This window comes from Cryobacterium sp. N21 (assembly GCF_002929575.1).
In the GTDB taxonomy this organism is placed as follows: Bacteria; Actinomycetota; Actinomycetes; order Actinomycetales; family Microbacteriaceae; genus Cryobacterium; species Cryobacterium flavum.
This window is the reverse complement of sequence record NZ_PJJQ01000035.1, coordinates 180,513-203,541: the sequence shown is the minus strand read 5'-3', so window position 1 is coordinate 203,541 and position 23,029 is coordinate 180,513. Positions and strand designations below refer to the sequence as shown.

General features: G+C 65.8%; 23 protein-coding genes. 15 read left to right on the top strand and 8 right to left on the bottom strand.

Annotation, left to right across the window (positions count from 1 at the left end):
* Positions 1-63: 63 nt before the first annotated feature.
* From CXY77_RS15325 to CXY77_RS15315, 3 genes are all read left to right on the top strand, one after another.
* Positions 64-1,659 carry an ABC-F family ATP-binding cassette domain-containing protein gene (locus CXY77_RS15325; protein ID WP_104089136.1) on the top strand — a complete coding sequence of 532 codons (1,596 nt, stop codon included), beginning with the start codon at positions 64-66 and terminating at the stop codon, positions 1,657-1,659.
* Positions 1,660-1,780: 121 nt separating this feature from the next.
* Positions 1,781-2,821 carry a DMT family transporter gene (locus CXY77_RS15320; protein WP_233197447.1) on the top strand — a complete coding sequence of 347 codons (1,041 nt, stop codon included), beginning with the start codon at positions 1,781-1,783 and terminating at the stop codon, positions 2,819-2,821.
* Complete coding sequence (locus tag CXY77_RS15315) at positions 2,818-3,528, top strand: type 1 glutamine amidotransferase (protein WP_104130413.1); 711 nt, start codon at positions 2,818-2,820, stop codon at positions 3,526-3,528. The genes CXY77_RS15320 and CXY77_RS15315 overlap by 4 nt, the downstream gene beginning before the upstream one ends.
* Before the next feature lies 1 nt (position 3,529).
* Here the strand turns inward: CXY77_RS15315 and CXY77_RS15310 are convergent, their stop codons facing one another.
* Both CXY77_RS15310 and msrB read right to left on the bottom strand, forming a co-directional pair.
* The gene (locus CXY77_RS15310; RefSeq protein WP_104130412.1) at positions 3,530-4,102 is read right to left on the bottom strand and encodes a nitroreductase family protein; all 573 of its coding nucleotides are present in this window, start codon (positions 4,100-4,102) and stop codon (positions 3,530-3,532) included.
* 4 nt (positions 4,103-4,106) lie between these two features.
* On the bottom strand, positions 4,107-4,508 hold the full coding sequence (gene msrB, locus CXY77_RS15305) for a peptide-methionine (R)-S-oxide reductase MsrB (RefSeq protein WP_104130411.1): 402 nt from the start codon (positions 4,506-4,508) through the stop codon (positions 4,107-4,109).
* A 228-nt stretch (positions 4,509-4,736) separates the two neighbouring features.
* Here msrB and CXY77_RS15300 point away from each other — a divergent pair, with 228 nt between their 5' ends.
* The 10 genes from CXY77_RS15300 (at position 4,737) to CXY77_RS15255 (ending at position 13,892) form a co-directional block, all read left to right on the top strand.
* Positions 4,737-5,054: a DUF3263 domain-containing protein gene (locus CXY77_RS15300; RefSeq protein ID WP_104130410.1), complete on the top strand. Its 318-nt coding sequence runs from the start codon at positions 4,737-4,739 to the stop codon at positions 5,052-5,054.
* An 82-nt stretch (positions 5,055-5,136) separates the two neighbouring features.
* Entirely contained in the window at positions 5,137-5,700 is a 564-nt protein-coding gene (locus tag CXY77_RS15295) for a LytR C-terminal domain-containing protein (protein ID WP_104130409.1), read from the top strand.
* A 282-nt stretch (positions 5,701-5,982) separates the two neighbouring features.
* Positions 5,983-6,186: a cold-shock protein gene (locus CXY77_RS15290; RefSeq protein ID WP_035834941.1), complete on the top strand. Its 204-nt coding sequence runs from the start codon at positions 5,983-5,985 to the stop codon at positions 6,184-6,186.
* 71 nt (positions 6,187-6,257) lie between these two features.
* Positions 6,258-7,313, top strand: a complete 1,056-nt coding sequence (locus CXY77_RS15285; protein WP_092341847.1) for a DUF3048 domain-containing protein — start codon at positions 6,258-6,260, stop codon at positions 7,311-7,313.
* A gap of 141 nt (positions 7,314-7,454) precedes the next feature.
* Positions 7,455-9,083, top strand: a complete 1,629-nt coding sequence (gene groL, locus CXY77_RS15280; protein WP_092341848.1) for a chaperonin GroEL — start codon at positions 7,455-7,457, stop codon at positions 9,081-9,083.
* Between the two features lie 290 nt (positions 9,084-9,373).
* A complete protein-coding gene (locus tag CXY77_RS15275; protein ID WP_092341849.1) occupies positions 9,374-9,694 on the top strand; it encodes a hypothetical protein in 321 nt (106 codons plus the stop codon).
* 31 nt (positions 9,695-9,725) lie between these two features.
* Entirely contained in the window at positions 9,726-10,988 is a 1,263-nt protein-coding gene (locus tag CXY77_RS15270; protein ID WP_092341850.1) for a sensor histidine kinase, read from the top strand.
* Positions 10,985-11,653, top strand: a complete 669-nt coding sequence (locus tag CXY77_RS15265) for a response regulator transcription factor (protein ID WP_092341851.1) — start codon at positions 10,985-10,987, stop codon at positions 11,651-11,653. Before CXY77_RS15270 ends, CXY77_RS15265 begins: the two co-directional genes overlap by 4 nt.
* Before the next feature lie 80 nt (positions 11,654-11,733).
* The gene (locus tag CXY77_RS15260) at positions 11,734-12,495 is read left to right on the top strand and encodes an ABC transporter ATP-binding protein (protein WP_092341852.1); all 762 of its coding nucleotides are present in this window, start codon (positions 11,734-11,736) and stop codon (positions 12,493-12,495) included.
* On the top strand, positions 12,492-13,892 hold the full coding sequence (locus tag CXY77_RS15255) for an ABC transporter permease (protein WP_092341853.1): 1,401 nt from the start codon (positions 12,492-12,494) through the stop codon (positions 13,890-13,892). Before CXY77_RS15260 ends, CXY77_RS15255 begins: the two co-directional genes overlap by 4 nt.
* Before the next feature lie 33 nt (positions 13,893-13,925).
* On the opposite strand, the gene CXY77_RS15250 is transcribed toward CXY77_RS15255, so the two are convergent.
* The 3 genes from CXY77_RS15250 to CXY77_RS15240 form a co-directional block, all read right to left on the bottom strand.
* The gene (locus tag CXY77_RS15250; RefSeq protein WP_092341854.1) at positions 13,926-14,216 is read right to left on the bottom strand and encodes a WXG100 family type VII secretion target; all 291 of its coding nucleotides are present in this window, start codon (positions 14,214-14,216) and stop codon (positions 13,926-13,928) included.
* Positions 14,217-14,340: 124 nt separating this feature from the next.
* Positions 14,341-16,074 (bottom strand): HAMP domain-containing sensor histidine kinase, encoded by a 1,734-nt coding sequence (locus CXY77_RS15245; RefSeq protein ID WP_092341855.1) that lies wholly within the window; start codon positions 16,072-16,074, stop codon positions 14,341-14,343.
* Between the two features lie 46 nt (positions 16,075-16,120).
* Positions 16,121-16,813 (bottom strand): response regulator transcription factor, encoded by a 693-nt coding sequence (locus CXY77_RS15240; RefSeq protein ID WP_092112483.1) that lies wholly within the window; start codon positions 16,811-16,813, stop codon positions 16,121-16,123.
* A 142-nt stretch (positions 16,814-16,955) separates the two neighbouring features.
* Here CXY77_RS15240 and folP point away from each other — a divergent pair, with 142 nt between their 5' ends.
* Together folP and CXY77_RS15230 are read left to right on the top strand one after the other, a co-directional pair.
* Positions 16,956-17,870, top strand: coding sequence for a dihydropteroate synthase (gene folP, locus CXY77_RS15235; RefSeq protein WP_104089148.1), 915 nt, complete (start codon positions 16,956-16,958; stop codon positions 17,868-17,870).
* A 119-nt stretch (positions 17,871-17,989) separates the two neighbouring features.
* A complete protein-coding gene (locus CXY77_RS15230; protein WP_158252852.1) occupies positions 17,990-18,664 on the top strand; it encodes a pyrimidine reductase family protein in 675 nt (224 codons plus the stop codon).
* Between the two features lie 294 nt (positions 18,665-18,958).
* On the opposite strand, the gene CXY77_RS15225 is transcribed toward CXY77_RS15230, so the two are convergent.
* The 3 genes from CXY77_RS15225 to CXY77_RS15215 all read right to left on the bottom strand — a co-directional run bounded on the left by CXY77_RS15225 (position 18,959) and on the right by CXY77_RS15215 (position 22,946).
* The gene (locus CXY77_RS15225) at positions 18,959-20,611 is read right to left on the bottom strand and encodes a DNA repair helicase XPB (protein WP_104089149.1); all 1,653 of its coding nucleotides are present in this window, start codon (positions 20,609-20,611) and stop codon (positions 18,959-18,961) included.
* A 167-nt stretch (positions 20,612-20,778) separates the two neighbouring features.
* Positions 20,779-22,671 carry a helicase-associated domain-containing protein gene (locus CXY77_RS15220; RefSeq protein ID WP_104130407.1) on the bottom strand — a complete coding sequence of 631 codons (1,893 nt, stop codon included), beginning with the start codon at positions 22,669-22,671 and terminating at the stop codon, positions 20,779-20,781.
* Complete coding sequence (locus CXY77_RS15215) at positions 22,671-22,946, bottom strand: hypothetical protein (protein ID WP_134505257.1); 276 nt, start codon at positions 22,944-22,946, stop codon at positions 22,671-22,673. Before CXY77_RS15215 ends, CXY77_RS15220 begins: the two co-directional genes overlap by 1 nt.
* Between the last annotated feature and the right edge of the window lie 83 nt (positions 22,947-23,029).

The following is a 23,029-nucleotide window of genomic DNA, read 5'->3' as shown; positions in this document are numbered from 1 at the left end:
ATGGCTGGGGTTTTAAGAGCGGATGCCCGCCCCCGCGCACCCGCGCCCCGAAAGGAAATACGCATGAGCCTGATCCGGCTGAACGACGTCAGCATCCGCTTTGAGAACACGCAGATTCTGCGCGAAGCGTTCTTTCGCCTCGAACCCGGTGACCGGGTCGGCCTGATCGGCAAGAACGGCTCCGGCAAATCCACCATTCTCAAGCTGATTCTCGACCAGGTCTCGCCCGATACCGGCGAGGTGACGCTCGAGGACGGCATCAAGGTCGGTTACTTCTCGCAGTTCTCCGAACTCAACGGCGCGCAGACCATCACCGAGGTGCTCGACGAATTGTTTGTGGCGGTGAAGGCGGTCGAGGCTGAACTCGCCTCCATCGACGCGGCAATCGCCCTGGACTCCTCGGCCAGCTATGACCTCGACCGGCTGATCACCCGCCAGGGCGAACTTTTCGAAGAGATGGACCGCCTGGACGGCTGGGACTACAAGCGCCACATCGACACCGCCCTGACCACCCTCGGATTCGACGAGGCGCACCGCGTCTGCTCGATCGACGAGCTCTCCGGCGGCTGGCGCAACCGGGCGGCCCTGGCCAAGATCGTGCTCGAGGCGCCCGACGTGCTGCTTCTCGACGAGCCCACCAACTACCTCGACGTGGCCGGCGTGGAGTGGCTCGAGGCCTGGTTCAAGAGCTTCAAGGGTGCCGCGATCGTGGTCTCGCACGACCGCAAATTTCTGGACGCCGTCGTCACCCGCATCATCGAGGTCGAGAACTATCACCTGCACGAGTATCCAGGCAACTTCGGCGAGTACATTGTGCAGAAGCAGTTTCGGCTGAAGACCCTCGAGGCCCAGTTCGTGCACGAATCCGAGCTGCTCGCTTTTGAAGCCGAGGGAATCGCGGACCGGCGCGAAGCAGCCAAAGCCGAGAGCCGTCAGCTCGGCAACCAGCTCGCCCACATCAAGAAGTCGCGCACGCCGCGCCCGGTCGACCAGATCATCACTGAGATCTACGGCAACCTGCACGTCAAGGACGTGCTCTGCCGGGTCGACGGTCTCGCCAAGAGCTATGGCGACAAAGTGTTGTTCGAGAACCTCAGCTTCGAAGTGCGTCGCGGTAACCGCATCGTCGTGCTCGGCAGCAACGGCAGCGGCAAAACCACCCTGCTGCGCGTGCTCACCGGCGAAGAGACGGCCGACCGGGGTGACGTCGCCTGGGCCAGCGGCGCCGGCGTCGTCTCCTACAACCAGATTCTCGACGAACTCGACCCGAGCGACACGGTCAGTCACGCCGTGAATGCCATGCCCGGCAGCCTCGCGTTGACCGCAACGAAGAAGTCCGTCAACCGCTTTCTGACCATGTTCCAGTTCAGCGAGGCCGACCTCAAGCAGAAGATCGGTGCCCTCTCCGGCGGGCAGCGCGCGCGAGTAGCGATGGCCCAGTGCCTGCTCTCCGGAGCGTCGGTGCTGCTGCTTGACGAACCGACCAACCACCTCGACATGTCGAGCACTCAGGTGATGGAACGCGCGCTCGTGCACTTTCCCGGTGCCGTCGTGGTGGTCAGCCACGACCGGTTCTTCACGGACAAGATCGCCAACCGCCGCCTCGTTTTCGGCAGCGACGGAGCCGCTCCCGGCGAGATCGAGGTCCGCGCAGCCTGACCCGCGCTGTCTACACTTCCCGGGCCCGGGCTCGGAAACTGAGCCCACGATAGATCATGGGCCCGGTGTCCGAAGGTGGGCCCGGCGGAACTCAGCGCCCGGCACCTCGTAGTATTACCAGGTGACCCAGGCCCGCGCGCAGACCCGAACGGATTCCTCGGTCGCGCCAGCATCCGCTGTGCCGGTCTGGCTGGCCCTGGTTTTCTCGGTGCTGATCGGGGCGCTGTACGCGGTGCAATCGCGGGTGAACGGCGAACTCGGGCACCAGATCGGCGACGGATTCACCGCAGCCGTCATCTCCTTCGGCTCTGGCCTGGTCATTCTGAGCCTCGGCCTCGTCGTGTTTCGTAGCGGGCGCCGCGGCCTGCAACTGGTCGCCCGCGGTGTGAAAACGAAGCACCTCTCCTGGTGGCATCTGCTCGGCGGCCTGGCCGGTGCCCTGTTCGTGCTGTCCCAGGGCCTCGTCGCCGCGCCGCTCGGCATCGCCCTGTTCACGGTGGCCGTCGTGGCCGGCCAGACCGTGAGCGGCGTGCTCATGGACCGTTTCGGCATCGGCCCCGGTGGGCGTCGAACCCTGCACGCGTCCAAAATCGTCGGTGCCGGGCTCGCCCTGGTGGCTGTCGCGTTCACGGTGAGCGGCGAACTGCACGGCAGCGGCGCGCTCTGGTTGCTCGCACTGCCGCTGATCGCTGGCATCGGGCAGGGCTGGCAGCAAGCCGTGAACGGTCAGGTGCGGGTCACCGCGCAAAGCGCCCTCACAGCGACCTTTCTGAATTTTCTCAGTGGCACCATTGCCCTCGTGCTCGCCGCGCTCGTGCACGGCCTGCTGGTCGGCTTCGCGCTCGACCTGCCGAGCAACCCGTGGCTCTATACCGGCGGACTGATCGGCTGCATCTTCATCGCCGGGGCCGCGCTCGTCGTGCGTACCACCGGGGTGCTCATGCTGGGACTCTGCATCGTCGCCGGGCAGCTGCTCTGCGCCCTCGCGCTGGATCTGCTGGCGCCGTCGGCGGGGCATCCGCTTGGCCTGACGACCATTGCCGGCACGGCTCTCGCCCTGGTGGCCGTCGTTATCGCCGCAGTGCGCTGGCACCGCCCCGGCCACGCACGGGGCACGGCGCGAACACCGGGCCATTCTGACGAACCAAGCGAACGGCTGTGACTGTGAAACGAATTTTAGTGGTCGAACACGAGGCTAATGCTGGTGTGGGGCTGGTCGGGGAGCGAATCCTCGCGGCCGGCATCGACCTGGTTCGGGTCGGCCCGGATACCGGGGCCCCGATTCCCGGTCGTGCCGACGGCTTCGATGGTGTCGTCGTACTCGGCGGAACGACCGGGCCGACGGACGACGAACGAGCAGCCTGGCTGCCCCGGGTTCGTGAACTCATCGCCGACGGTCTCCAGAGCGAGGTCCCGCTCCTCGGGATCTGCCTGGGAGCCCAGATGCTCGCCGTCGTAGCCGGTGGAACGGTCGGACGGGCGCGGCGCGGCGCCGAGATCGGCCTCAGCGGTCTCGAGCTGACCGACAGTGCCGCCGCGGATCCCTTGCTTCATGACCTGCCGTCGCCGCTCCGGGCGCTGCAGTGGCATTCGCTCGAAGTACACGACCTGCCGGCGAACTCCGTGTCGCTATGCACCAGCGATCGCTGCCCCAACCAGGCTTTTCGTGTCGGCCCCGCGGCCTGGGGGCTACAATTCCACCTGGAGGCTTCGGCGGCGACCGCCGAAGCCTGGGCTGAAAGTGACAGCGACGATTTGCGTGCCGCCGGCTACCTGCCGGAACACGTCATCGACCCCATGCGCGAGAACGAAGACGACCTTCGGCGGGTCTGGTCAGAAGTCGCCGATCGATGGATAGGCCTGGTCTGACTCACAGAACCCCGAGAAACTCCTCGGGGTCGATCGACAGCCGCACGCCCGGCTTCGAATCCTCAGGAATGCCGCCGACATAGAGCCAGCCGAGCAGCTCCTCGTTGTCGCCGAGGCCGTGCAAGACCCGCACCGGGCCGGTGCGCACGAGTGGGCCGGTGCGCCACATCGCGCACCACCCCGCGTCATCGAGAAGCAGCGACAGCAGGTGCGCGACCCCCGCCGCAGCAGCATCCTGTTCCCAGTCGGTCACCTTGAAACTGGCCCGACGCGACGCGACGACCGAGATCAACAGGGGCGCCCGCAGCGGCTTAGCCGCCAGCTTGAGCGCATCACTACCCTCACAAGCGGATGCCGCCACAAACGCCGCCCCCAACCGCTCGCGGGCGTCGCCGCGCAGCTCCAAAAGCCGCCACGGACGCAGCGCGCCGTGATCGGCCACCCGCGCCGCCGCGGCAACGAGGGGCAGCAGCTCGGCTCGGGTCGGTGCCAAGGCGCTCACTTTTGAGTAGCTGCGCCGATGATTGACGGCCCGAAAGACAACCGAGGTGGCAGCATCTGTTGTCGACAGCACCGCTCTACTCAGCGGGCGTGAAGTTGAGCGAGATCGAGTTCATGCAGTACCGGTCGCCGGTCGGCGTGCCGAATCCGTCGGGAAAAACGTGTCCCAGGTGTGAGCCGCAGTTCGCGCAGCGCACCTCGGTGCGCACGCTGCCCAGGGAACGGTCTTCGATCAATTCGACCGCTTCGGGCCGTACCGACTCGTAGAAGCTTGGCCAGCCGCAGCCGGAGTCAAACTTGGTGCCGCTCTTGAACAGCTCGGCGTTACACGCACCGCAGGTGTAGGTGCCGGAGCGCTCTTCGTCGAGCAGTTCGCCGGTTCCGGGGCGTTCGGTTCCGGCTTCACGCAAAACCTTGAACTTCTCCGGGCCCAGCTCGGAGCGCCACTCGTCGTTTGACTTCTTGATTGTGTAGTCCATGGTGGATGTCCCTTCGATCTGGCCGTCCGCACCCGGACAACCTCTACCCAGCCTAAACTCGTGCAGCGAAACGCGCATTCCTGGCCGATAGGTTTCGCAGCGTTTGCACGGCGACCGGTCGTTGGACTGGGCCGTTCCGGGCGTGCCGGAGGCAACATCCAGCCGCCCGCAAATAGGATGAGCCCGTAGGATAACGCGTCGAAACTGCCCCGGGGGAGAGATAGATCAATGAGTGAGAGCACACCGGCCCCCGCGCAACGCACCGCTCTGCCCGCCGGCAGCGCCCTGATTTCGACCCAGCTCAGCGAGCGCGACGAAGCCGTGCTCGCCTTTGAACGGCAATGGTGGCGGCACGTCGGCGCCAAAGAAGAGGCCATCCGCGCCACATTCGGCCTCTCGGCCGCCCGGTACTATCAGCTATTGGGGGCACTGGTCGATTCACCGTTGGCGCTGGCCTTCGACCCGATGCTCGTGAACCGACTGCAGCGGATGCGTTCCGCACGATCCGAGGCGCGCGCCAGTCGTTCGCTGCCCACCCACGACTAGTACCTGACCGCTTTCCGCCAGAACCGGGCCGTTACACATCGCTCGATTCCGGCCTGGCTGGCCAACCAAGGATTCAATCACCATGGCGCGAAAATTTGCGAAAGACCGTTTCGACACCCACGCGCATGCCCTCGACCGGGTGGGTGCTCACCGTGCTCCCGGTAAGAAGGGCCGCGGCTGGATCGGGTTCTGGTGGGCGCTCGGCGCCACCGTGCTGTTGATCGCGGTTGGCGTGGTCGGAATCTTCGCGATCAACAATCGCCTCGACTTCTCCAATATCCCGGGTCTGTCCTCGGCCAGCTCGACTCCGATCCCCACCGAGACCGTCATTCCAACGGCTGAAGCCACCGTCGACCCGGCGCTGACCGTGAATGTGCTGAACGGCTCCGCGGCGAACGGTGTCGCAGCATCCGTCAGCGACACGCTCACCGCCGCCGGCTGGGTAGTCAGTGGCACCGGCAACGCGAGCACAGACACCGAACCGACCACCGTCATCTACTACGCCGATGCCAGCCTGGAAGGCGCCGCCCGCGGCATCGCAGCCTCACTGCCCGGCTCGACGATCGTCGTTTCGTCCAATTTTGTTGACACAGGTGCCAGCCTGACCGTCGTCGTCGGCAACGACTACGTCATTCCTGCGGGCTGATCTTAACTCGAAACTGCCGAGCTACTGGGCATTACCTGATTCGTCAAGCCCCTTTTCTTCTGCGGCCACTTCAGTACTATCTGGTTTTGGTCAAACATTTTGTTCGGGCAATACCCGCCCGGATCAAGAACGCTCGCCCAAGGTAACTTGCACCAGTAGGTAACTTGCAACAGAAGACTTGCTCTCGGGGATTTGCTGCTCGTTCAGAATGAACGCAGTCTCTGCGGCAGGGCCCGGAACAGCCAATGGGCCGTGCCGTCGAAATTGAGCAAGGAGTAACACATGGCGAACGGAACCGTTAAATGGTTCAACGCTGAAAAGGGTTTCGGCTTCATCACTGTCGATGGGGGAGGGCAGGACGTCTTCGTTCACTACTCCGCCATTGACATGAGCGGGTACAAGGTGCTCGAAGAAGGCCAGCAGGTCGTCTTTGAGGTCGGTGCCGGAGCGAAAGGCCCCCAGGCTGAATCGGTTCGACCGGCCTGACCCACCCCCTAAACGGGGTCTGTCCCCCACCTAACGCCGCCCGCTGCAACGGGCGGCGTTAGTGTTTACCGGTGACCAAGAAAAAGACAGCCCGCACAATTCGACCGCTGAAGACCGCGGGTCTGCTCGCTCTGATCGTTCCAGCATTGCTGCTGAGCGGATGCACCGGCAGTAGCGCGACGCTGACCAAAACGCAGACGGCCGAAGCGTGGACGTCGAACTATGTCGCCCCCGCCGCTACGGAAATCGCCCCGCTCAGCGGCCTGACCGTTGCGGTCGGGTCGTCGGCACGTCCCTCCCTCGCGGCCAAGATCGACAACCACGTGGCCGCTCGCCCGCAGGTCGCGATCGACCGTACCGACCTGGTGTTCGAAGAGCTGGTCGAGGGTGGTATCACCCGATACGTCGCCGTGTGGCAGTCCAGCATTCCCGACCAGGTCGGCCCGGTGCGCTCGATCCGTCCGATGGATCCCGACATCATTGCGCCGTTCGGCGGCCTCGTAGCGTTTTCGGGCGGGCAGCAACGATTCGTCGACGCGATGAACGCGACCGGTCAAATCAGTGCCATCTTCGACTACGACACGACCGGGCTATTTTCTCGTTCCAAGGCTACAGCGGCCCCGCACAACGTTATCCTCGCGGCCTCCGAATTCGTCAACCGAAACGCGACCGTCGCACCGCCCACCCAGCAGTACGGCTATGCGCCCGCGCTCGCCGGGGCATCCGCCGTCGTGGACGGCACCCCGATCTCGGTGATCAACACCCGATTCTCCAACTCCAGTGCCCGCAGCTGGACCTGGAACGCCGAAGCCGCCGCATACCTGCGCGCGCAGGACGGCGCGCCCGATCTGACTCCGGAAGGCGCGCAACTGAAGGCAACGAACGTCGTCGTGGTGCGGGTGAATGTGACCGTCGACCAGAGCATCCCCAAGACCGAGCTGATCGCGTCGGGGGAAGCGTCGATCTCCAGCGGCGGAAAGACCATCGCGGCCACCTGGAGCAAGGACTCCCAGAGCATGCCGATCCGCCTCGTCGATGCCAATGGAGTGACAATTCGGCTGGCACCGGGCAATACCTGGTTTCAGCTCGTACCCAACGGCACCGGCTCGGTCGACCTCGTTCCCTGAGGGTCTGCAGATAGCCCGGCGTCGCCCCCGATGCTCGCTTGCACTCTCGACCCCAGAGTGCCAGAATCGTTTTAGCACTCTCGTCATCTGAGTGCTAACCCCATCATCGTTTGGAACGTCCGGGAGGGACGAGTTACACATATGGCAAAAATCATTGCATTCAATGAAGAGGCCCGTCGTGGGCTTGAGCGCGGCCTGAACATTCTGGCCGACACCGTCAAGGTCACCCTCGGCCCGCGCGGACGCAACGTCGTTCTGGAGAAGAAGTGGGGCGCCCCCACGATCACCAACGACGGCGTGTCAATCGCCAAGGAGATCGAGCTCGACGACCCGTACGAGAAGATCGGTGCGGAGCTCGTCAAAGAGGTCGCCAAGAAGACGGATGACGTAGCCGGCGACGGCACGACCACCGCAACCGTTCTCGCCCAGGCCCTGGTTCGCGAAGGCCTGCGCAACGTCGCTGCCGGCGCCGACCCGATCAGCCTGAAGCGCGGCATCGAGAAGGCTACGGCCGCTGTCATCGCCGAGCTCGTCGCCAGCGCCAAGGAAATCGAAACCAAGGAAGAGATCGCCGCAACCGCGTCCATCTCCGCCGGAGACACCGAGATCGGCGCGATCATCGCCGAGGCCATCGACAAGGTCGGCAAGGAAGGTGTTGTCACCGTCGAGGAGTCGAACACCTTCGGCACCGAGCTCGAGCTCACCGAGGGCATGCGCTTCGACAAGGGCTTCCTGTCGGCGTACTTCGTCACCGACCCCGACCGTCAGGAAGCGGTCTTCGAAGACCCCTACATCCTGATCGTCAACTCCAAGGTCTCCAACATCAAGGACCTGCTCCCCATCGTGGACAAGGTCATCCAGACTGGCAAGCAGCTCCTCATCATTGCGGAAGACGTCGATGGGGAGGCACTGGCCACGCTCGTTGTGAACAAGATCCGTGGCATCTTCAAGTCCGTCGCCGTCAAGGCTCCGGGCTTCGGCGACCGTCGCAAGGCTCAGCTGCAGGACATCGCCATCCTCACCGGTGGACAGGTCATCTCGGAAGAGGTCGGCCTCAAGCTTGAGAACGTCACCCTCGACCTGCTTGGTAGCGCCCGCAAGGTCGTCATCACCAAGGACGAGACCACGATCGTTGAGGGTGCCGGCGACGTCGAAGCCATCGCCGGTCGCGTCTCGCAGATCCGTGCCGAGATCGAGAACACCGACAGCGACTACGACCGCGAGAAGCTCCAGGAGCGCCTCGCCAAGCTTGCTGGCGGCGTTGCTGTCATCAAGGCTGGAGCCGCAACGGAGGTTGAGCTCAAGGAGCGCAAGCACCGCATCGAAGATGCAGTGCGTAACGCCAAGGCTGCCGTCGAAGAGGGTATCGTTGCCGGTGGTGGCGTTGCACTGATTCAGGCCGGCAAGACCGCATTCGAGGGCAAGGCAATCCTTGACCTCGTTGGTGACGAGGCGACCGGCGCGAACATCGTGCGCGTTGCCATCGACGCCCCGCTCAAGCAGATCGCACTCAACGCCGGCATGGAGCCGGGCGTTGTCGCCGACAAGGTGCGCAACCTGCCCGTCGGATGGGGCCTCAACGCCGCCACCGGCGAGTACGTCGACATGATCGCTGCCGGAATCAATGACCCGGTGAAAGTCACCCGCTCCGCGCTGCTGAACGCATCGTCGATCGCCGGACTGTTCCTCACCACCGAGGCCGTCGTCGCCGACAAGCCCGAGAAGAATTCGGCTCCGGCCGGCGACCCCTCGGGTGGCATGGACTTCTAAGTCCCGCCAGCAGTACACGAAAGTGGGCGTCTTCTTCGAGAGGCGCCCATTTTTTGTGCGTTCCGCGTCGAGCCATGAGTTCGGTCCACCCGACAGAGTCATCCTTGCGAGGTAGCGCGTAGCGACTCGGAACGGACGACCGCCCGGTAGTGACCCAGCAGGCTGGAGATATGAAAAGGATCCAGCTCCTCCCCGTTCTCGCCGCCGCAGCGCTGACCGCCCTCGCCCTCACCGGGTGTTCGAGCATCATCGAATAGGTCCAGCGCGAGAAGTCGCTCGAATTCGCGTCTGTGCCGATCCTCACCGAGGAATGGGACCAGCCTGCGGACTGGCTGCCCGCCGATGCGACCCAAATCACGATCCGGGAGGAGGCGGCCGGCGGCGGTCCGGCCATCCTGGCGGTGACAACCAACTCGGACCTCGACCCCATGCAGTGTGCGGAGACCGACCGGCAGTCGGCACCGACCTACGCCGAAGACTGGTCACCGGATGACGTGTACGTGGATCGTGTCTTCGCCTGCGCCAACTGGGCCGTAATCAAGATCGCCGACGGCTGGTACGGCTGGACGCCGAACGACCCAGACGAGATGGCTGTGTCCCCCGCGCAATGACCACCGGTCATTCACCGTCTACGGTTGAGTCATGATCCGCAGCCTCTCCCGCCCGCAACTTCTGGTGGATGCCGTGATGGCCGTGATCGCGCTCCTCGCGCGCACAGTGCTCGGCTACGACGGGGCCGTGGCGTTCTGGATGACTGTCGGTATGGCCGGTGCCCTGTTCCTGAGACGGCTCAGTCCGGGTATCGCGCTCGGGCTGGCGTGGTGCACCGTAGCCGTTCAACTCTCCGCGTCGTTGCCTCCCGATATCGCGAACGCGGCCGTTCTTCCCGTGCTGTTTGCCACGGCTGCCTACGGTTCCCGAACCGTCAGGTGGGCCGGTCTCGCATCGGTGCCCATCGGTGCGCTGATCGCGACCGTGTACGTGCTATTCCTTCAGTCCGGCGGCTTCGACGGGCTCACCAGTCTCGTTCTGCAGATACGAACGGGCGAGGCCTTCCAGGCTGGAGCCCCAGGGGTGATCGGTTTCGTCTCTGCCGCGGCGTTGTTCGGGCTGAGCTGGGTTCTCGGGTTGCTCGTGGCTACCTGGCGAACCGCGCGGGACGGCAGGGCTGCTCTCCGTTCGGCGGCGGCTGAGCAGGCCGACGCCCGGCGCGAAGTGGCGGTGGAGCAGGAGCGAACCCGCATCGCCCGCGACATGCACGATGTGGTGGCGCATTCCCTCGCCGTTGTAATCGCTCAGGCCGACGGCGGACGCTACGCGCGTGCCGCCGACCCCGAAGCAGCGAATGAGGCCTTCCGCACCATCGCAAGCACGGCCCGGTCAGCCCTGGCCGACGTGCGAGTACTGCTGGGCCAGTTGCGCGCCAACGATGATGCCGATCCCGGTAGCGACCGGTCAGACCGGTCCGTCGTGGCCGCACCACAGCCTACCCTCGACGATCTCGACCGGCTCATCGACCAGTTGCGCGCTTCGGGCCTCATGATTGAGCGCATCGCTTCCGGGCCGACTGCTGCGCTCGGACCGGGGCAACAGCTCGTGATTTACCGAATCGTGCAGGAATCACTGACCAACGTGCTTCGTCACGGCGACTCCGCAATAGGCGTCCGCATCGGCTTCAGCTGGGAGGCACATGCCGTCATCCTCACCGTGGACAGCGGGCTGCGGGGGTCACGGCCGGTCGGTGCCGCGCCGCACGGGCACGGCCTCGACGGCATGCGCGAGCGCGCGGTTCTGGCCGGAGGCTCCTTCGAGGCCGGCGAGGTGGGCGATCGTTTCGTCGTGTGCTTGACACTGCCGACGCTGACAGCGTCGCTTCCGCACACCAGAGGGGCGATGCCCGCATGACCACTCCGATTCGCGTTGCCCTCGTCGACGACCAGGCACTGTTCCGTGCCGGACTCCGACTGCTGATCTCGTCGCAGGTTGACCTCGAGTGCGTGGGCGAAGCTGCAAACGGGGCCGACGGCATCCGCCTGGTCGAGTCGGCCAGCCCCGACGTGGTGCTCATGGACATACGCATGCCGGTCATGGACGGCATCGAAGCCACCTCTCACATCGTGAACGCGTCGAGAGCGGCCGGTGGGGGTGGCCCCCGCATCATCGTGCTAACCACCTTCGACCTCGACGAAGCCGCAGCGCGCGCGATTCGTGGGGGCGCGAGCGGTTTCGTGCTGAAAGACGCCGATCCGGAGTTTCTGCTCGCCGCAATCCGCACCGTGCACGCGGGCTCGTCTGTCATCGCCGCCGCGCAGATCATCGAGCTGTTCGAGCACTTCGACCAGAAACGGATGCCGCCGGCCCCGCCGGTCGCCTACACCCGTCTCACCCCGCGCGAGCAGGAGATCTTCGCGCTCGCGGCCCGGGGGCTCAGCAACGCCGAAATCGCGGCGACGGAGTTTCTCAGTGAGGCGACAGTGAAGACACACATCAGTCGAACCCTGGCCAAGCTTGAACTGCGCGATCGCGTGCAACTGGTGGTCTACGCCTACGAAAACTCGCTCATCGCCTAACTCCCAGTCATCCCTGCGATGTAGCAGCACCATCCTGGGGCCGGACGCGCGGATTGGGGCGGTTCTCCAGACTGGAAGACATGAAAACTACAACGACTGACCTCGGCCTCGTCGCCCGGGTGACCCAGCTGCATAAGTATTACGGGGCCACGAACACTCGGGTGAATGCCCTCACCGACGTGAGCGTCGGAATTCGCCGTGGCGAGTTCACGGCCATCATGGGCCCGAGCGGGTCGGGCAAATCAACCCTGATGCACATCATGGCCGGCCTCGACACCGCGAGCAGCGGATCGGTGTGGCTCGGCGACAGCGATATCTCCCGCCTCGATGATTCGAGCCTGACCGTTCTGCGGCGGCGGCGGGTCGGCTTCATCTTTCAATCCTTCAACCTGGTGCCCACGCTCGACATCAGCGGAAATATTCTGTTGCCCTTCGAACTCGACGGACGAGCGCCCTCGATCGACGAACGGGCGTGGATCGACCGGCTCGTGGCGGTGCTCGGGCTCAGCGATCGACTGCGGCACCGCCCGCACGAACTGTCGGGCGGCCAGCAGCAGCGCGTGGCGATCGCTCGCGCTCTGGCGACGCGGCCGGACCTGGTGTTCGCAGATGAGCCGACCGGCAACCTCGATTCCCGCACCTCGCGGGAAGTGCTCACCCTCCTTCAAACCGCGAGCCGAGAGTACGGGCAGAGCATCGCCATGGTGACGCACGATCCGGTCGCTGCCAGCTACGCCGATCGCATCATCGTTTTGAACGACGGCCGCGTGGTCGACGATCGTGGTCGTTCCACCCCCGAACAGATCAGCTCGATCATGCTCGGCATGGAAGCCCTCTCATGAATCTCACCGTGCACACAGTGCGCGAACACGCACCGAGCATCCTGGTGGCAGGCCTGTCGACGGCGTTCGGCGTCAGCCTGATCTCCATCACCGGTGTTCTCACCCAGGTCATCCGCGATTCCGGCGTTGACAGCGCCACACTCACCTTCATCCTCTCGTTCATCGCCGTCGTGTTCGTCGTCATCGCCCTCTACGTGGGCGCCTTGGTCACGGCGAACACCTTTGCTACCATCATCGCCGGTCGGGTGCGTACGATTGCCCTGCTGCGGCTCATCGGCTCGAGCGCAGCCAGGCAGCGCCTCGCCGTCGCCCGGGAAGGGCTCACCGTCGGGGTGGTCGGGGCCTTGATGGGGGGAATCGCTGGCGTGCTGTTTTCCCTCCTCGTCGTCTATGCCGGGGTGCGGTCCGGCGCGCTCCCAGCCGGGAACTACAGTTACCTCACGGCCACGATGCTGCTGCCGGTCCTGGCCGTCGCCCTCACCACGACCGCGGCCTCGTGGGCAGGATCGCGGCGCGTACTGTCAGTCTCGCCGATGGATGCCCTCGGTGCGGCCGGTGAGTCATCATTCAGCGAGCAGACCGCCCGGCGAGTTCGCAACAGGGTTGCCCTCGCTGTGTTTGTCATCGGCGACCTGATTCTGGTTGCGGGCGTGCTGGTCGGCCTCGTGGATCCGCTCGGCGTGCTCATCGGACTCGTCGGCGGAATATTTTCGTTTACCGGCGTTGTGCTGGGAGCCTCTGTCATCATGCCGCGCGCCCTGCGCCTCATCGGCCGGGCGTTCGGAACCAGCGCCACGGCCCGCCTCGCTCGCGAGAACGCGGTGCGCTACCCCGAGCGGAGCGCTCGCACCACGATTGGGCTCGTCATCGGAGTCACCCTGATCACGACGTTCGCCGTGACGGTGGCGAGCTACCAAAGCCTCATCGAGGCGGCTCAAGAGTCAATGCCCGGGGTTTACGCGGGCGTCGACCCGCTGCTGGCCATTACGGTGACAGTGTTCTCGGTACTGATGGGGTTCAGCGCCCTGATCGCTGCCGTCGGAATGGTGAACAACTTCTCCCTCAACGTGCTGCAGCGCACCCGGGAACTGGGCCTGCTGCGCGCGCTAGGGTTCACAGCGCGTCAGATCCGCCGCATGATTCTCATCGAGAGCGCGCAACTCAGCGCCGCGGCGGTGGTCGTCGGCCTTGTGCTCGGTACGTTCTACGGCTGGGCCGGGGCGCAGTCGCTCATCGGCGGTATCCAGGGCTCACCGGGCATCGTGGTGCCGACGGTGCCGCTCGTGCTGCTCGCGGTTATCGTTGTCGCGGCGGTTGCCCTCACCGCGGTGGCGTCGCTGGTGCCCTCCCGCCGGGCAACCCGCATCACCCCGGTCGTGGCCCTCGCGACCGAGTAGGCGTAGCTGGCCGAGCAGGTGCAGGCGTTCGCCTCATCGTGCGAACAGTCGGGTGTTGGCCTGCTCGGTCTCGGCGTACTGCTGCCCGGCCACGCTCAGCGCCTGGTTGAGCACGGTCAGGCTTTCCTCCAGCTGCTGGTGCATGCCGCGCCACTCGGCGAAGGCGCTCTGAAAGGCGGCGGAGGCCTGGCCGGTCCAGAACCCTTCGAGACTGGTCAGCTGAGCGTTGAGATCGCCCACATCGGCCTGCACTCGCGCGATGGTGCCGCGGGCGGTGCTCGCGGTGCTCTGCACCGCATCGCTGTCGACCTGAAAGCTCGTCATGGTGTGCCCTTCTCCTACATAACAGTGGTTGGTGACTGTGAGAGTAGAAGAGGAGCGGCAGCATCCGCTTGTCAGGCCCGGATCTGTGAGCGGATGTCGCCACCCGTACCCTGGGGAGGAGCCCCTACGGGATGACGGGCTGGGCGTGCTGCGGGGCGCTCGGCGTTCCGGCGAGGGGCAGCGAGATACGGAAGGTGGCGCCGCCGCCGGGAGTGTCGACGACATCGACGGTGCCGTTATGGCTCGCGACGATCGCGGCGACGATGGCGAGTCCGAGGCCGCTGCCGCCGGTTTCGCGAGCGCGAGACGAGTCGGCGCGCCAGAATCGCTGGAAGATCTTCTCCCGAATCTGCGGCGGAATTCCCTCGCCGTGGTCGATCACGGCGATGGAAGCTCGCTGGGCGTGCGAGTCGACCATCACCTCGAGCTCGATCGGGCTGTCCGAGGCGGTGAAGCGCATCGCATTGCCCATCAGGTTGGTGATGACTTGCCGAATCTTGTTCTCTTCGGCCATGACGATCGGCGGCAGTTGCGGCTCCACCGGCAGTACAGTCAGGTCAGCCTCGGGCAGAACGACGGTTCCTCGACGCGGTTTGCGGGTGCGCAGCCGGGCCAGGGTGGCGCCGGCGAAGGCGATGGCTCCGGTCGGCGTGCCGGTTCCGGACGGCCGGGTGATGGCGCCGGTGGTGACGCTCTCCGACGAGTCGTTTTCGAACGGCACAATTTCGCCGGAGTCGCCGTCAACGTGCCCGTCGAGATCGCCATCGAGCGGCCCGACAACAGCCGGGGGAGTGAGTACGGTGACCTGGCGGCCCGGGGAGCTCGCCATGGCATCGAGGGCGGCGTCACGGGCCAGGGGAACGAGGTCGACCGGGGTCAGCGCGAGCGGCTTGGTCTCGTCGAGGCGAGCGAGTTCGAGCAGGTCCTCGACCAGGCCGCCCATGCGAATGGCCTCTTTCTCGATGCGTTCCATGGCCTGAGCAACATCTTCGGGGGTTTGCAGCGCGCCCATGCGGTACAGCTCGGCGTAACCGCGCACCGAGACGAGAGGGGTGCGCAGCTCGTGGCTGGCATCGCCGACGAAGCGGCGCATCTGGTCGATGGTGCGGGCTCGGTCTTTGAAGGCGCGGTCGATGCGGCTGAGCATGATGTTGAGCGAGCGGTTGAGGCGACCGACCTCGGTGTTTGGGGTGGCCCCGCCGAGCCGCTGGCTGAAGTCGCCGTCGGCGATGGCCGCGGCGGTCTGTTCCGCCTCACGCAACGGCACGAAGGTGGTCGTGACGAGCACCCGGGTGAGCATGGCACCAATCAACACGACCCCGGCGCCGAAGCCCAGAAAGATCGTGAGATAGGTGGCCATGGTGTTCTCGGTCGGCCGCAGCGAAACGGCCATGACGAGGGTGCCGTAGGTGCCGGTGGGGCTGATCACCACGGGCACCATGATGGCGTGAAACTCGGTGTCGTGGGCAGCGTCCCAGAGTGTCTGAATCTGCCCGTCGAGCTGCGACACCCGCTTCAGGTCGAGCGGCATACCCACCACAGGCAGCTCAGCGTGGTCGCGTTCCTGCCAGGTGCGGGTGATCAGGGCGCCGTCCTGGTCATACAGTGCCACGAAGTAGTCCGACGCGACGCCCTCGGTGTCACCCTGCGAGAACACGCTCGACGAGTAGCCGCTGAGCGCGGTCTGCGTGTCGACCTGCAGCTGCGTGTCGACCTGGGTCACCACATACTGCTTGAGCATGGCCATGGTGCCGATGCCCGAAACGAGCAGGCCGAGCGTGAGCATCAGCACCGTGACACCGGTGATCTTGGAACGGAGGGAGATGCTGCTCCACCGCCTGGACAGGGTTTCGTGCATAAGTGAATTTAGTCTACGAAAGCTCGCTGTGCCTAAGCCCCATGGATCATGCCTTGGCAGCCTTGAGCATGTAGCCGAAGCCACGCTTGGTCTGGATGAGCGGTTCGCTCGAGTGCACGTCGACCTTGCGGCGCAGGTAGGAGATGTAGCTCTCCACGATTCCGGCGTCACCATTGAAGTCGTACTCCCAGACGTGGTCGAGGATCTGCGCCTTTGACAGCACCCGGTTGGGGTTCAGCATGAGGTAGCGCAGCAGCTTGAACTCGGTCGGGCTCAGCTCGATGGCCTCGGTGCCCACGAGAACCTCGTGGGTGTCCTGGTCCATGGTGAGCTCGCCGGCGCGGATCACGGCATCCTCGTCGGCGTGCATGGTGCGGCGCAGAATGGCCTTGATGCGCGCGACGATCTCGTCGAGGCTGAACGGCTTGGTCACGTAGTCATCGCCGCCGACCGTTAGTCCGGTGATCTTGTCCTCGGTGTCGTCTTTTGCCGTGAGGAAGAGGATCGGTGCGGTGTAGCCGGCCGAACGCAGGCGCTTGGTGACCCCGAAGCCGTTCATGTCGGGGAGCATGACGTCGAGAATGATGAGGTCGGGTTCCTCCTCGAGCACGGCGGAGATGGCCTGTGCACCATTGCCAACGGCGCGCACGGCGAAGCCGGCGAAACGGAGGCTGGTGGTGAGGAGATCGCGAATATTGGGTTCGTCATCGACGATAAGGATGCGGGGGCCGTCAGTCATGCCACTAGTATCTGCGCGTTAGCTGGAGCTTTGCTGAGAGTGGGCGGTACGTGGTGGGATCGGCGGGCGGTGATCCGTCGTGCGGCACGAATTACCGACATGATGGGAGGAACGATCGACGTGTTTCAACCTGAGGACCGATATGACCCGCACCAGAATCAGTTCGGCCCCGGCCTTGACGCTGCCACAACTGGATGCCCCGCGCCGGCTGATCGGCGGCCGCACCTTCGACTTCGATCGTGAGGTGGCCGTGATGGCCATCATCAATCGCACGCCGGACTCGTTCTATGACCAGGGCGCAACGTTCGCTCTCGACGCATCCGTTCTGGCGGCCCGTCAGGCTATTGCCGACGGGGCCGACTGGATCGATATCGGCGGTGCGAAGTTCGCGCCCGGGCCGGCCGTGCCGATCGAGCAGGAGATCGACCGGGTGGTTCCGGTGGTCGAGGCCCTGCGCGGTTCCGGGGTCGTCATCTCGGTCGACACCTTTCACCCCGCCGTGGCCGCCGCGAGCATCGCCGCCGGCGCGCACGTGATCAACGACACGACCGGGGTGCATGACCCCGCGATGGCCGATGTCGTTGCAAACAGCGATGCCACCCTGGTGATCACGCACAGCCTCGCGGCGCCGCGAATGCCGTACCCGGCGCCGCACTACGACGATGTCGTGGCCGAGGTGAGCGCGTTTCTGCTCGCCAGGGTCGACCGTGCGGTCGGGCGCGGGGTGCCGCCCGAACGCCTCATCATCGACCCTGGCCATGACCTCAACAAGACCACCCGGCACTCGCTCGAACTGACCCGTCGGCTCGGTGAGATCGCCGGCCTCGGCCTGCCCACCCTGGTGGCCGTGTCGAACAAGGATTTCGTGGGGGAGAGCCTTGACCGTGAGCGCGGCGAACGGGTCGAGGGGTCGCTGGCCGCCATGACGGTCTGCATTCTGCAGGGCGCCCGCATCGTGCGCATGCACAACGTGCGGGCCGCCGTCGACGCCGTGCGCATGACCGAGGCCATCCTCGGGTTTCGCGAGCCTGCCTACGAGCGTCACAACCTCGCCTGATGGGTGCCGAAGTGCCCTCGCGGGCTGAGTCGTCGGTGCGGGCCGAACTACCTCCGAGCTCTGAGTCTTCCGTACGCGCCGAACTGCCGCCACGGGCCGAATTGATCGAGCGTTACCGGGTGGCTGACCGCTCGGTGCCGTGGGTGCGCGTGAATTTTATCGCGAGCCTCGATGGCGCCGCCACGGTTGACGGCCTCAGCGGTGGCCTGAATAACGCCGACGACAAGCTGGTCTTCGACACCATGCGGCTGCTCACCGACGTGATTCTGGTCGGCGCCGGAACCGTGCGGGCCGAGGGCTACGGCGGCATTCTCCTGTCAGAGGATGACGCGGCCTGGCGCGTGCAAGCGGGCCTGGCCTCCCAGCCCCCCGTTGCGATTGTGTCGGGGCGGCTGGATCTTGAGCCGGGGCATCCGGTTTTCGTTGATGCGGCGACCCGGCCGATCGTGCTGACCCATGCTGCCGCACCGGCCGACCGCCGGGCCGCGCTCGCCGCAGTGGCCGACGTCGTCATCTGCGGCGACGAGGCGATTGACCCACGCCGGTTGGTGGCGGAGCTCGCGGCGCGGGGCCTGCCGCAGATTCTGTGCGAGGGCGGTCCGCACCTGTTCGGCGATCTGGTCGCGGCGGACCAGGTCGACGAGCTCTGCCTGAGCCTCGCCCCGGTCCTCGTCGGAGGTTCCGCCGGGCGTATCGCGGTCGGGGAGGCCGCGGCGACCCGAGCCATGGAACTGCTGCACGTGCTGCGCGTCGGCGACATGCTCTTTTTGCGCTACCTGCGCCCCGCCGGCTGAGCGGGGGCGGCTGAGCGCGCGGGCTGATCGCGTGCTGGTGGGCGGCCTGCGCGGGGCCGCACTGGCTGGGCCCACCTTATAACCCTGGGCCCAGTTTATAAACTGGGCCTGTGGACGGGGCCTGGGCCCCGTCCACAGCCACCGGGGGACGCGGGTGTGCGCGGGGCTGGGGGGGTGATCCGCTCGGCGAGAGGTGAGTTGGGGGCGGGCCGCTCACCGAGCCGTGAGTTTGGGGGCGGGTCGGCGCAGGAAACTCACGGGTCGGCGAGGCCGCTGGACAAAACTGCCCGCGGGTCAGACAGCGAGGGGGGCCGTGAGGCTCTGGGCGTCGAGGATCGTGTAGCTGTAGCCCTGTTCGGCCAGAAAACGCTGGCGATTCTGCGCAAAATCCTGGTCGACCGTGTCGCGGGCGACCAGCGTGTAGAAGTTCGCCGACAAGCCGGACTCCTTGGGTCGCAGCAGCCGGCCGAGGCGCTGGGCTTCCTCCTGGCGGGAGCCGAACGAGCCCGACACCTGGATGGCCACGGTCGCTTCGGGGAGGTCGACCGAGAAATTCGCGACTTTCGAGACGACGAGCACCTTCACCTCGCCCACCCGGAACGCTTGGTACAGCCGCTCGCGTTCGTCGATCGGCGTGGCGCCGGTGAGCTGCGGGGCGTTCAAGACCTCGGCGAGTTCGTCGATCTGGTCGAGGTATTGGCCGATCACGAGGATGCGTTCGCCTTCGTGCTTCGCGATCAGCGCCTGCACCACGCCGAGCTTGGCCGGTGCGGTCGCGGCCAGGCGATAGCGCTCGTCGTCGGCGGCAGCGGCGTAGCTGAGCCGCTCGGACTGCGGCAGGTCGATGCGCACCTCGTAGCAGTTGGCCGGGGAGATGAAGCCCTGGGCCTCGATCTCTTTCCACGGGGCGTCGAAGCGCTTCGGGCCGATCAGGCTGAACACGTCGCCCTCCCGGCCATCCTCCCGCACGAGCGTGGCGGTGAGGCCGAGGCGGCGACGCGCCTGCAGCTCAGCGGTGAGCTTGAACACGGGCGCGGGCAGCAGGTGCACCTCGTCGTAGATCACGAGGCCCCAGTCCATCGCGTCGAGCAGTTCAAGGTGCGCGTACTCGCCCTTGCGCTTCGCGGTGAGAATTTGATAGGTCGCAATGGTGACCGGCTTGACCTCTTTCACCTGGCCGGAATACTCGCCGATCTCCTCTGCGGTCAGGGTGGTGCGCTTGAGTAACTCGTCCCGCCACTGGCGCGCGGAAACCGTGTTGGTCACCAAAATGAGCGTGTTCGTCTTCGCGGTCGCCATGGCTCCGGCTCCGACGAGGGTCTTGCCCGCGCCACAGGGCAGCACGACCACGCCGCTACCGCCGTCGAAGAAGCTCGCGACGGCCTTGTTCTGGTAGTCGCGCAGCGCCCAGCCGTCTTTCAACAGGGCGATGTCGTGCGGAGTTCCGGGCGTGTACCCGGCGAGGTCTTCGGCCGGCCAGCCGAGTTTGACCAGCTCCTGCTTGAGCTGTCCGCGTGCCCACGCCTCCACCAGGTATGTCTCCGGTGACGGATGCCCGATCAACAGTGGCGCGATTCGCTTGGCTCCGGCGATTTCGGTGAGCACGGCCTGGTCGCTGCTGTGCAGCACGAGGGCGCCCTCGGAATCGCGCTCGATGACGAGCCGGCCGTAACGCCCGACGGTCTCGGTGATGTCCACGCTGACCGTTTGCGGTATGGCGAATTTGGAATATTTCTCGAGCGTTGCGAGCATATCCGACGCATCGTGCCCGGCCGCACGGGCATTCCACAGGCCGAGCCGCGTGATGCGGTAGGTGTGGATGTGTTCGGGCGCGCGTTCCAGCTCGGCGAAAACGGCGAGGTCGTGACGAGCATCCTCGGCAAGAGGGTGGGCGACTTCGAGCAACACCGTGCGGTCACTTTGGACAATCAGGGGGCCATCAGACATAGCGCCCAATCCTACTCTCGTCAGTGCGCGGTCCTGTCCAGGGGCTGGTCATTGCGCACGCATTCATGACTCTCGTCAGTGCGCGGTCCTGTCCAGGGGCTGGTCATTGCGCTCTCACTCTCGTCCGGTCGTCGGTCGCGTCCAGCGGATGCCCGCGCGCAGGCCGGTCAGGGCGCCGGTGTGATGCTGAGGATGCTCTTGAGCGGTAGGGTGCGCTCGATATCGGCACGGCGGTCCCGGGCCCGAAAGCGTCCGTTGCTGACGCTGGCCGGTTCGAGCAGGTAGTCCACCACAGCGCCGCCGGGCATCGCAATGCTCACCAGGATGGTCTGCTTGGCCTTGATGGCGGTGTCGAGCTGGCGGGTGAGCCAGGCATCCGCTACCGAAATACCACTTTCGGCGCCGAGTCGTAGCTTCTCGACCAGGTTGCGGGTGGTATCAACCGTCGGCGTCAGCGTGACGTGGGCGATCTGGTGGCGGCGCAGGTGCACGATCTCACCGAGGTCGTCTTCGGCGGCGACCGGATAGCGCGCATCACTGAGTGCCCAGAACACGGCATCACCGGCGAAGCGGCTGAGCAAGTGTTCGCTGTCGCCGGCGCGCACGAGAGTGAGTGGCGCCAGAGTTTGGTCGACGGCGATCGTGCCGAGCAGCGCGGCATCCGCTGAGCAGACGTAGCTCAGAAAAACGGTCTCATCGCCGACCGGAGCGACCGGAGCGACCGGGGCGCCGGTGAGACTTCCCACTCGCACCCGACCGTACCGCGAAGCCGACTCCTTGATGAGGTAATCGACCGGCTGCGGAATGCCGGTGAGCGAGATCGACGCGAGAAAAGCCAGCAGCGAGTCGGCGTTCTCGCCCGCGGCCAAGGCGCGATTGACGGATGCCGCGGTGATGCGATAGCTCGACGCCAGCTCGCGGCTCTCCACGTCGGCCATCCCGCGCAGGCGGGAGTCGATGGACGGTGCGAGCGGTCCGGGCGCGACGATCGAGAGGTCGTGCTGCAGATACACCGCGCCGACCTCGGTCGGGAGCGCGATCGCCATGGTGTCCACGGCCGCCTCGAGGTCGCCGCGCAGTACGCTCGCGCCGGCCGTGCTGGTGGTGTCGTGGGCGGTGATACCGAGCAACTCGGCGTCGCGGGCGAACTCGGTGAGCTGTGCGAGCATCCACTCGCCGCCGGCCGGGTACAGCCAGGCGATGAACGTGGTGAGGCCGTCTCCCCAGAGCAGCCCGGCCTGACGCGGCAGGATATCGGCCACGATCGGCGGGAGCGCCGACTGCCAGGCCGCGGCCAGCGCCGCCCAGCGCGCGGTCGTGCGTTCGAGCAGCCAGCCTTCGCCCGCCTCGGTCTCCATCCAATAACCGTCGGAGCGGGCGAGCAGGTCGGCCCGCGATGCCAGGGCCAGGATCGGGGCCACCAGATCGACGTCGACGGACATCACGGCGGACAGTCGCTTGGTGTCGGGCAGGCCTAGCCCGCCCCGGCTGAGCTGCCGGGCAGGCTCGCGGCTGAGCTCGTTGACCAGCTCGGCGATCGATGACACGACCGCGAAGGCGCGTTCGGCGGCCAGCTGGTCGATGAACGCGACCTCGGTTTCGGGGACAGCGGTGAGGGATGCCGGGGGCAGAGCGACAGCGAGGTCGGCGGCACCCGGCAGGCCCTGGGCCGGCCAGCGCGCCAGGTGAGCCGACACGGCGTCGTAAGGAATGCAGCATCCGTCGGCGTGATCGGCGAGGAGCTGGGCGTGCAGGGTGTCGACCCGACTGGTTACCTCGGTCAGCGTGACCTCGGTCGACCCCAATTCGCGCAACCGGTTCGTCACCGCTTGGAGGGTGGGAACGGAATTGTTGCTCGTGAGCTGCCCGGCTACCGCCAGAACAGCGATCGTCGAACGGTCGAGGTGGCTCAAGGCCAGTTGCACATTGCCCGGGTCAAGCAGGGCCTCGGCCAGATCGAAGAAGTCATGGATGCCGCTCACAGAAATGCCGCGCACCCCGATAACGCGCCGCAGCTCGGCATCGGGCAGGACCCGAAGTCTCGATGCGAGGCCGAGCATTACTCGCGGTCTCGTCGAGCTTCGCGGCTGCGGCGAACTCCCACAGAGATCATGAGCGCGATGATGAGCACGAAGCCGAAGGGCAGTCCGTAGAGCGGAAGGATGAAGATTGGTGGCCAGATACCACGGCTGAATCCGTCATTGGCGCCGACGCCCATCGCCGTTGCGATGATCACCATGACGAACGCCAGAATCGACAGCCCCACCACGCTCGCCACCATGTAAGCGAGAACGCGCTCAAGCCGGCTAACGGGGTGTGGAGTTTGATTGGTCACCTGCTAAGGATACGGGCACGCCGGTGCCACAACCGAATATGCTTGGTTCACACCCCGCGCACTTCTGTGCGCCCAAAACTCAG

Bases quoted from the DNA above. Each gene is read 5' to 3' on its own strand.
- CXY77_RS15325 (WP_104089136.1), top strand. From the start codon at position 64: ATGAGCCTGATCCGGCTGAACGACGTCAGCATCCGCTTTGAGAACACG.
- msrB (WP_104130411.1), bottom strand. From the start codon at position 4,508: ATGGACTACACAATCAAGAAGTCAAACGACGAGTGGCGCTCCGAGCTG.
- CXY77_RS15300 (WP_104130410.1), top strand. From the start codon at position 4,737: ATGAGTGAGAGCACACCGGCCCCCGCGCAACGCACCGCTCTGCCCGCC.
- CXY77_RS15295 (WP_104130409.1), top strand. From the start codon at position 5,137: ATGGCGCGAAAATTTGCGAAAGACCGTTTCGACACCCACGCGCATGCC.
- CXY77_RS15290 (WP_035834941.1), top strand. From the start codon at position 5,983: ATGGCGAACGGAACCGTTAAATGGTTCAACGCTGAAAAGGGTTTCGGC.
- groL (WP_092341848.1), top strand. From the start codon at position 7,455: ATGGCAAAAATCATTGCATTCAATGAAGAGGCCCGTCGTGGGCTTGAG.
- CXY77_RS15270 (WP_092341850.1), top strand. From the start codon at position 9,726: ATGATCCGCAGCCTCTCCCGCCCGCAACTTCTGGTGGATGCCGTGATG.
- CXY77_RS15265 (WP_092341851.1), top strand. From the start codon at position 10,985: ATGACCACTCCGATTCGCGTTGCCCTCGTCGACGACCAGGCACTGTTC.
- CXY77_RS15260 (WP_092341852.1), top strand. From the start codon at position 11,734: ATGAAAACTACAACGACTGACCTCGGCCTCGTCGCCCGGGTGACCCAG.
- CXY77_RS15255 (WP_092341853.1), top strand. From the start codon at position 12,492: ATGAATCTCACCGTGCACACAGTGCGCGAACACGCACCGAGCATCCTG.
- CXY77_RS15250 (WP_092341854.1), bottom strand. From the start codon at position 14,216: ATGACGAGCTTTCAGGTCGACAGCGATGCGGTGCAGAGCACCGCGAGC.
- CXY77_RS15245 (WP_092341855.1), bottom strand. From the start codon at position 16,074: ATGCACGAAACCCTGTCCAGGCGGTGGAGCAGCATCTCCCTCCGTTCC.
- CXY77_RS15240 (WP_092112483.1), bottom strand. From the start codon at position 16,813: ATGACTGACGGCCCCCGCATCCTTATCGTCGATGACGAACCCAATATT.
- folP (WP_104089148.1), top strand. From the start codon at position 16,956: ATGACCCGCACCAGAATCAGTTCGGCCCCGGCCTTGACGCTGCCACAA.
- CXY77_RS15225 (WP_104089149.1), bottom strand. From the start codon at position 20,611: ATGTCTGATGGCCCCCTGATTGTCCAAAGTGACCGCACGGTGTTGCTC.
- CXY77_RS15220 (WP_104130407.1), bottom strand. From the start codon at position 22,671: ATGCTCGGCCTCGCATCGAGACTTCGGGTCCTGCCCGATGCCGAGCTG.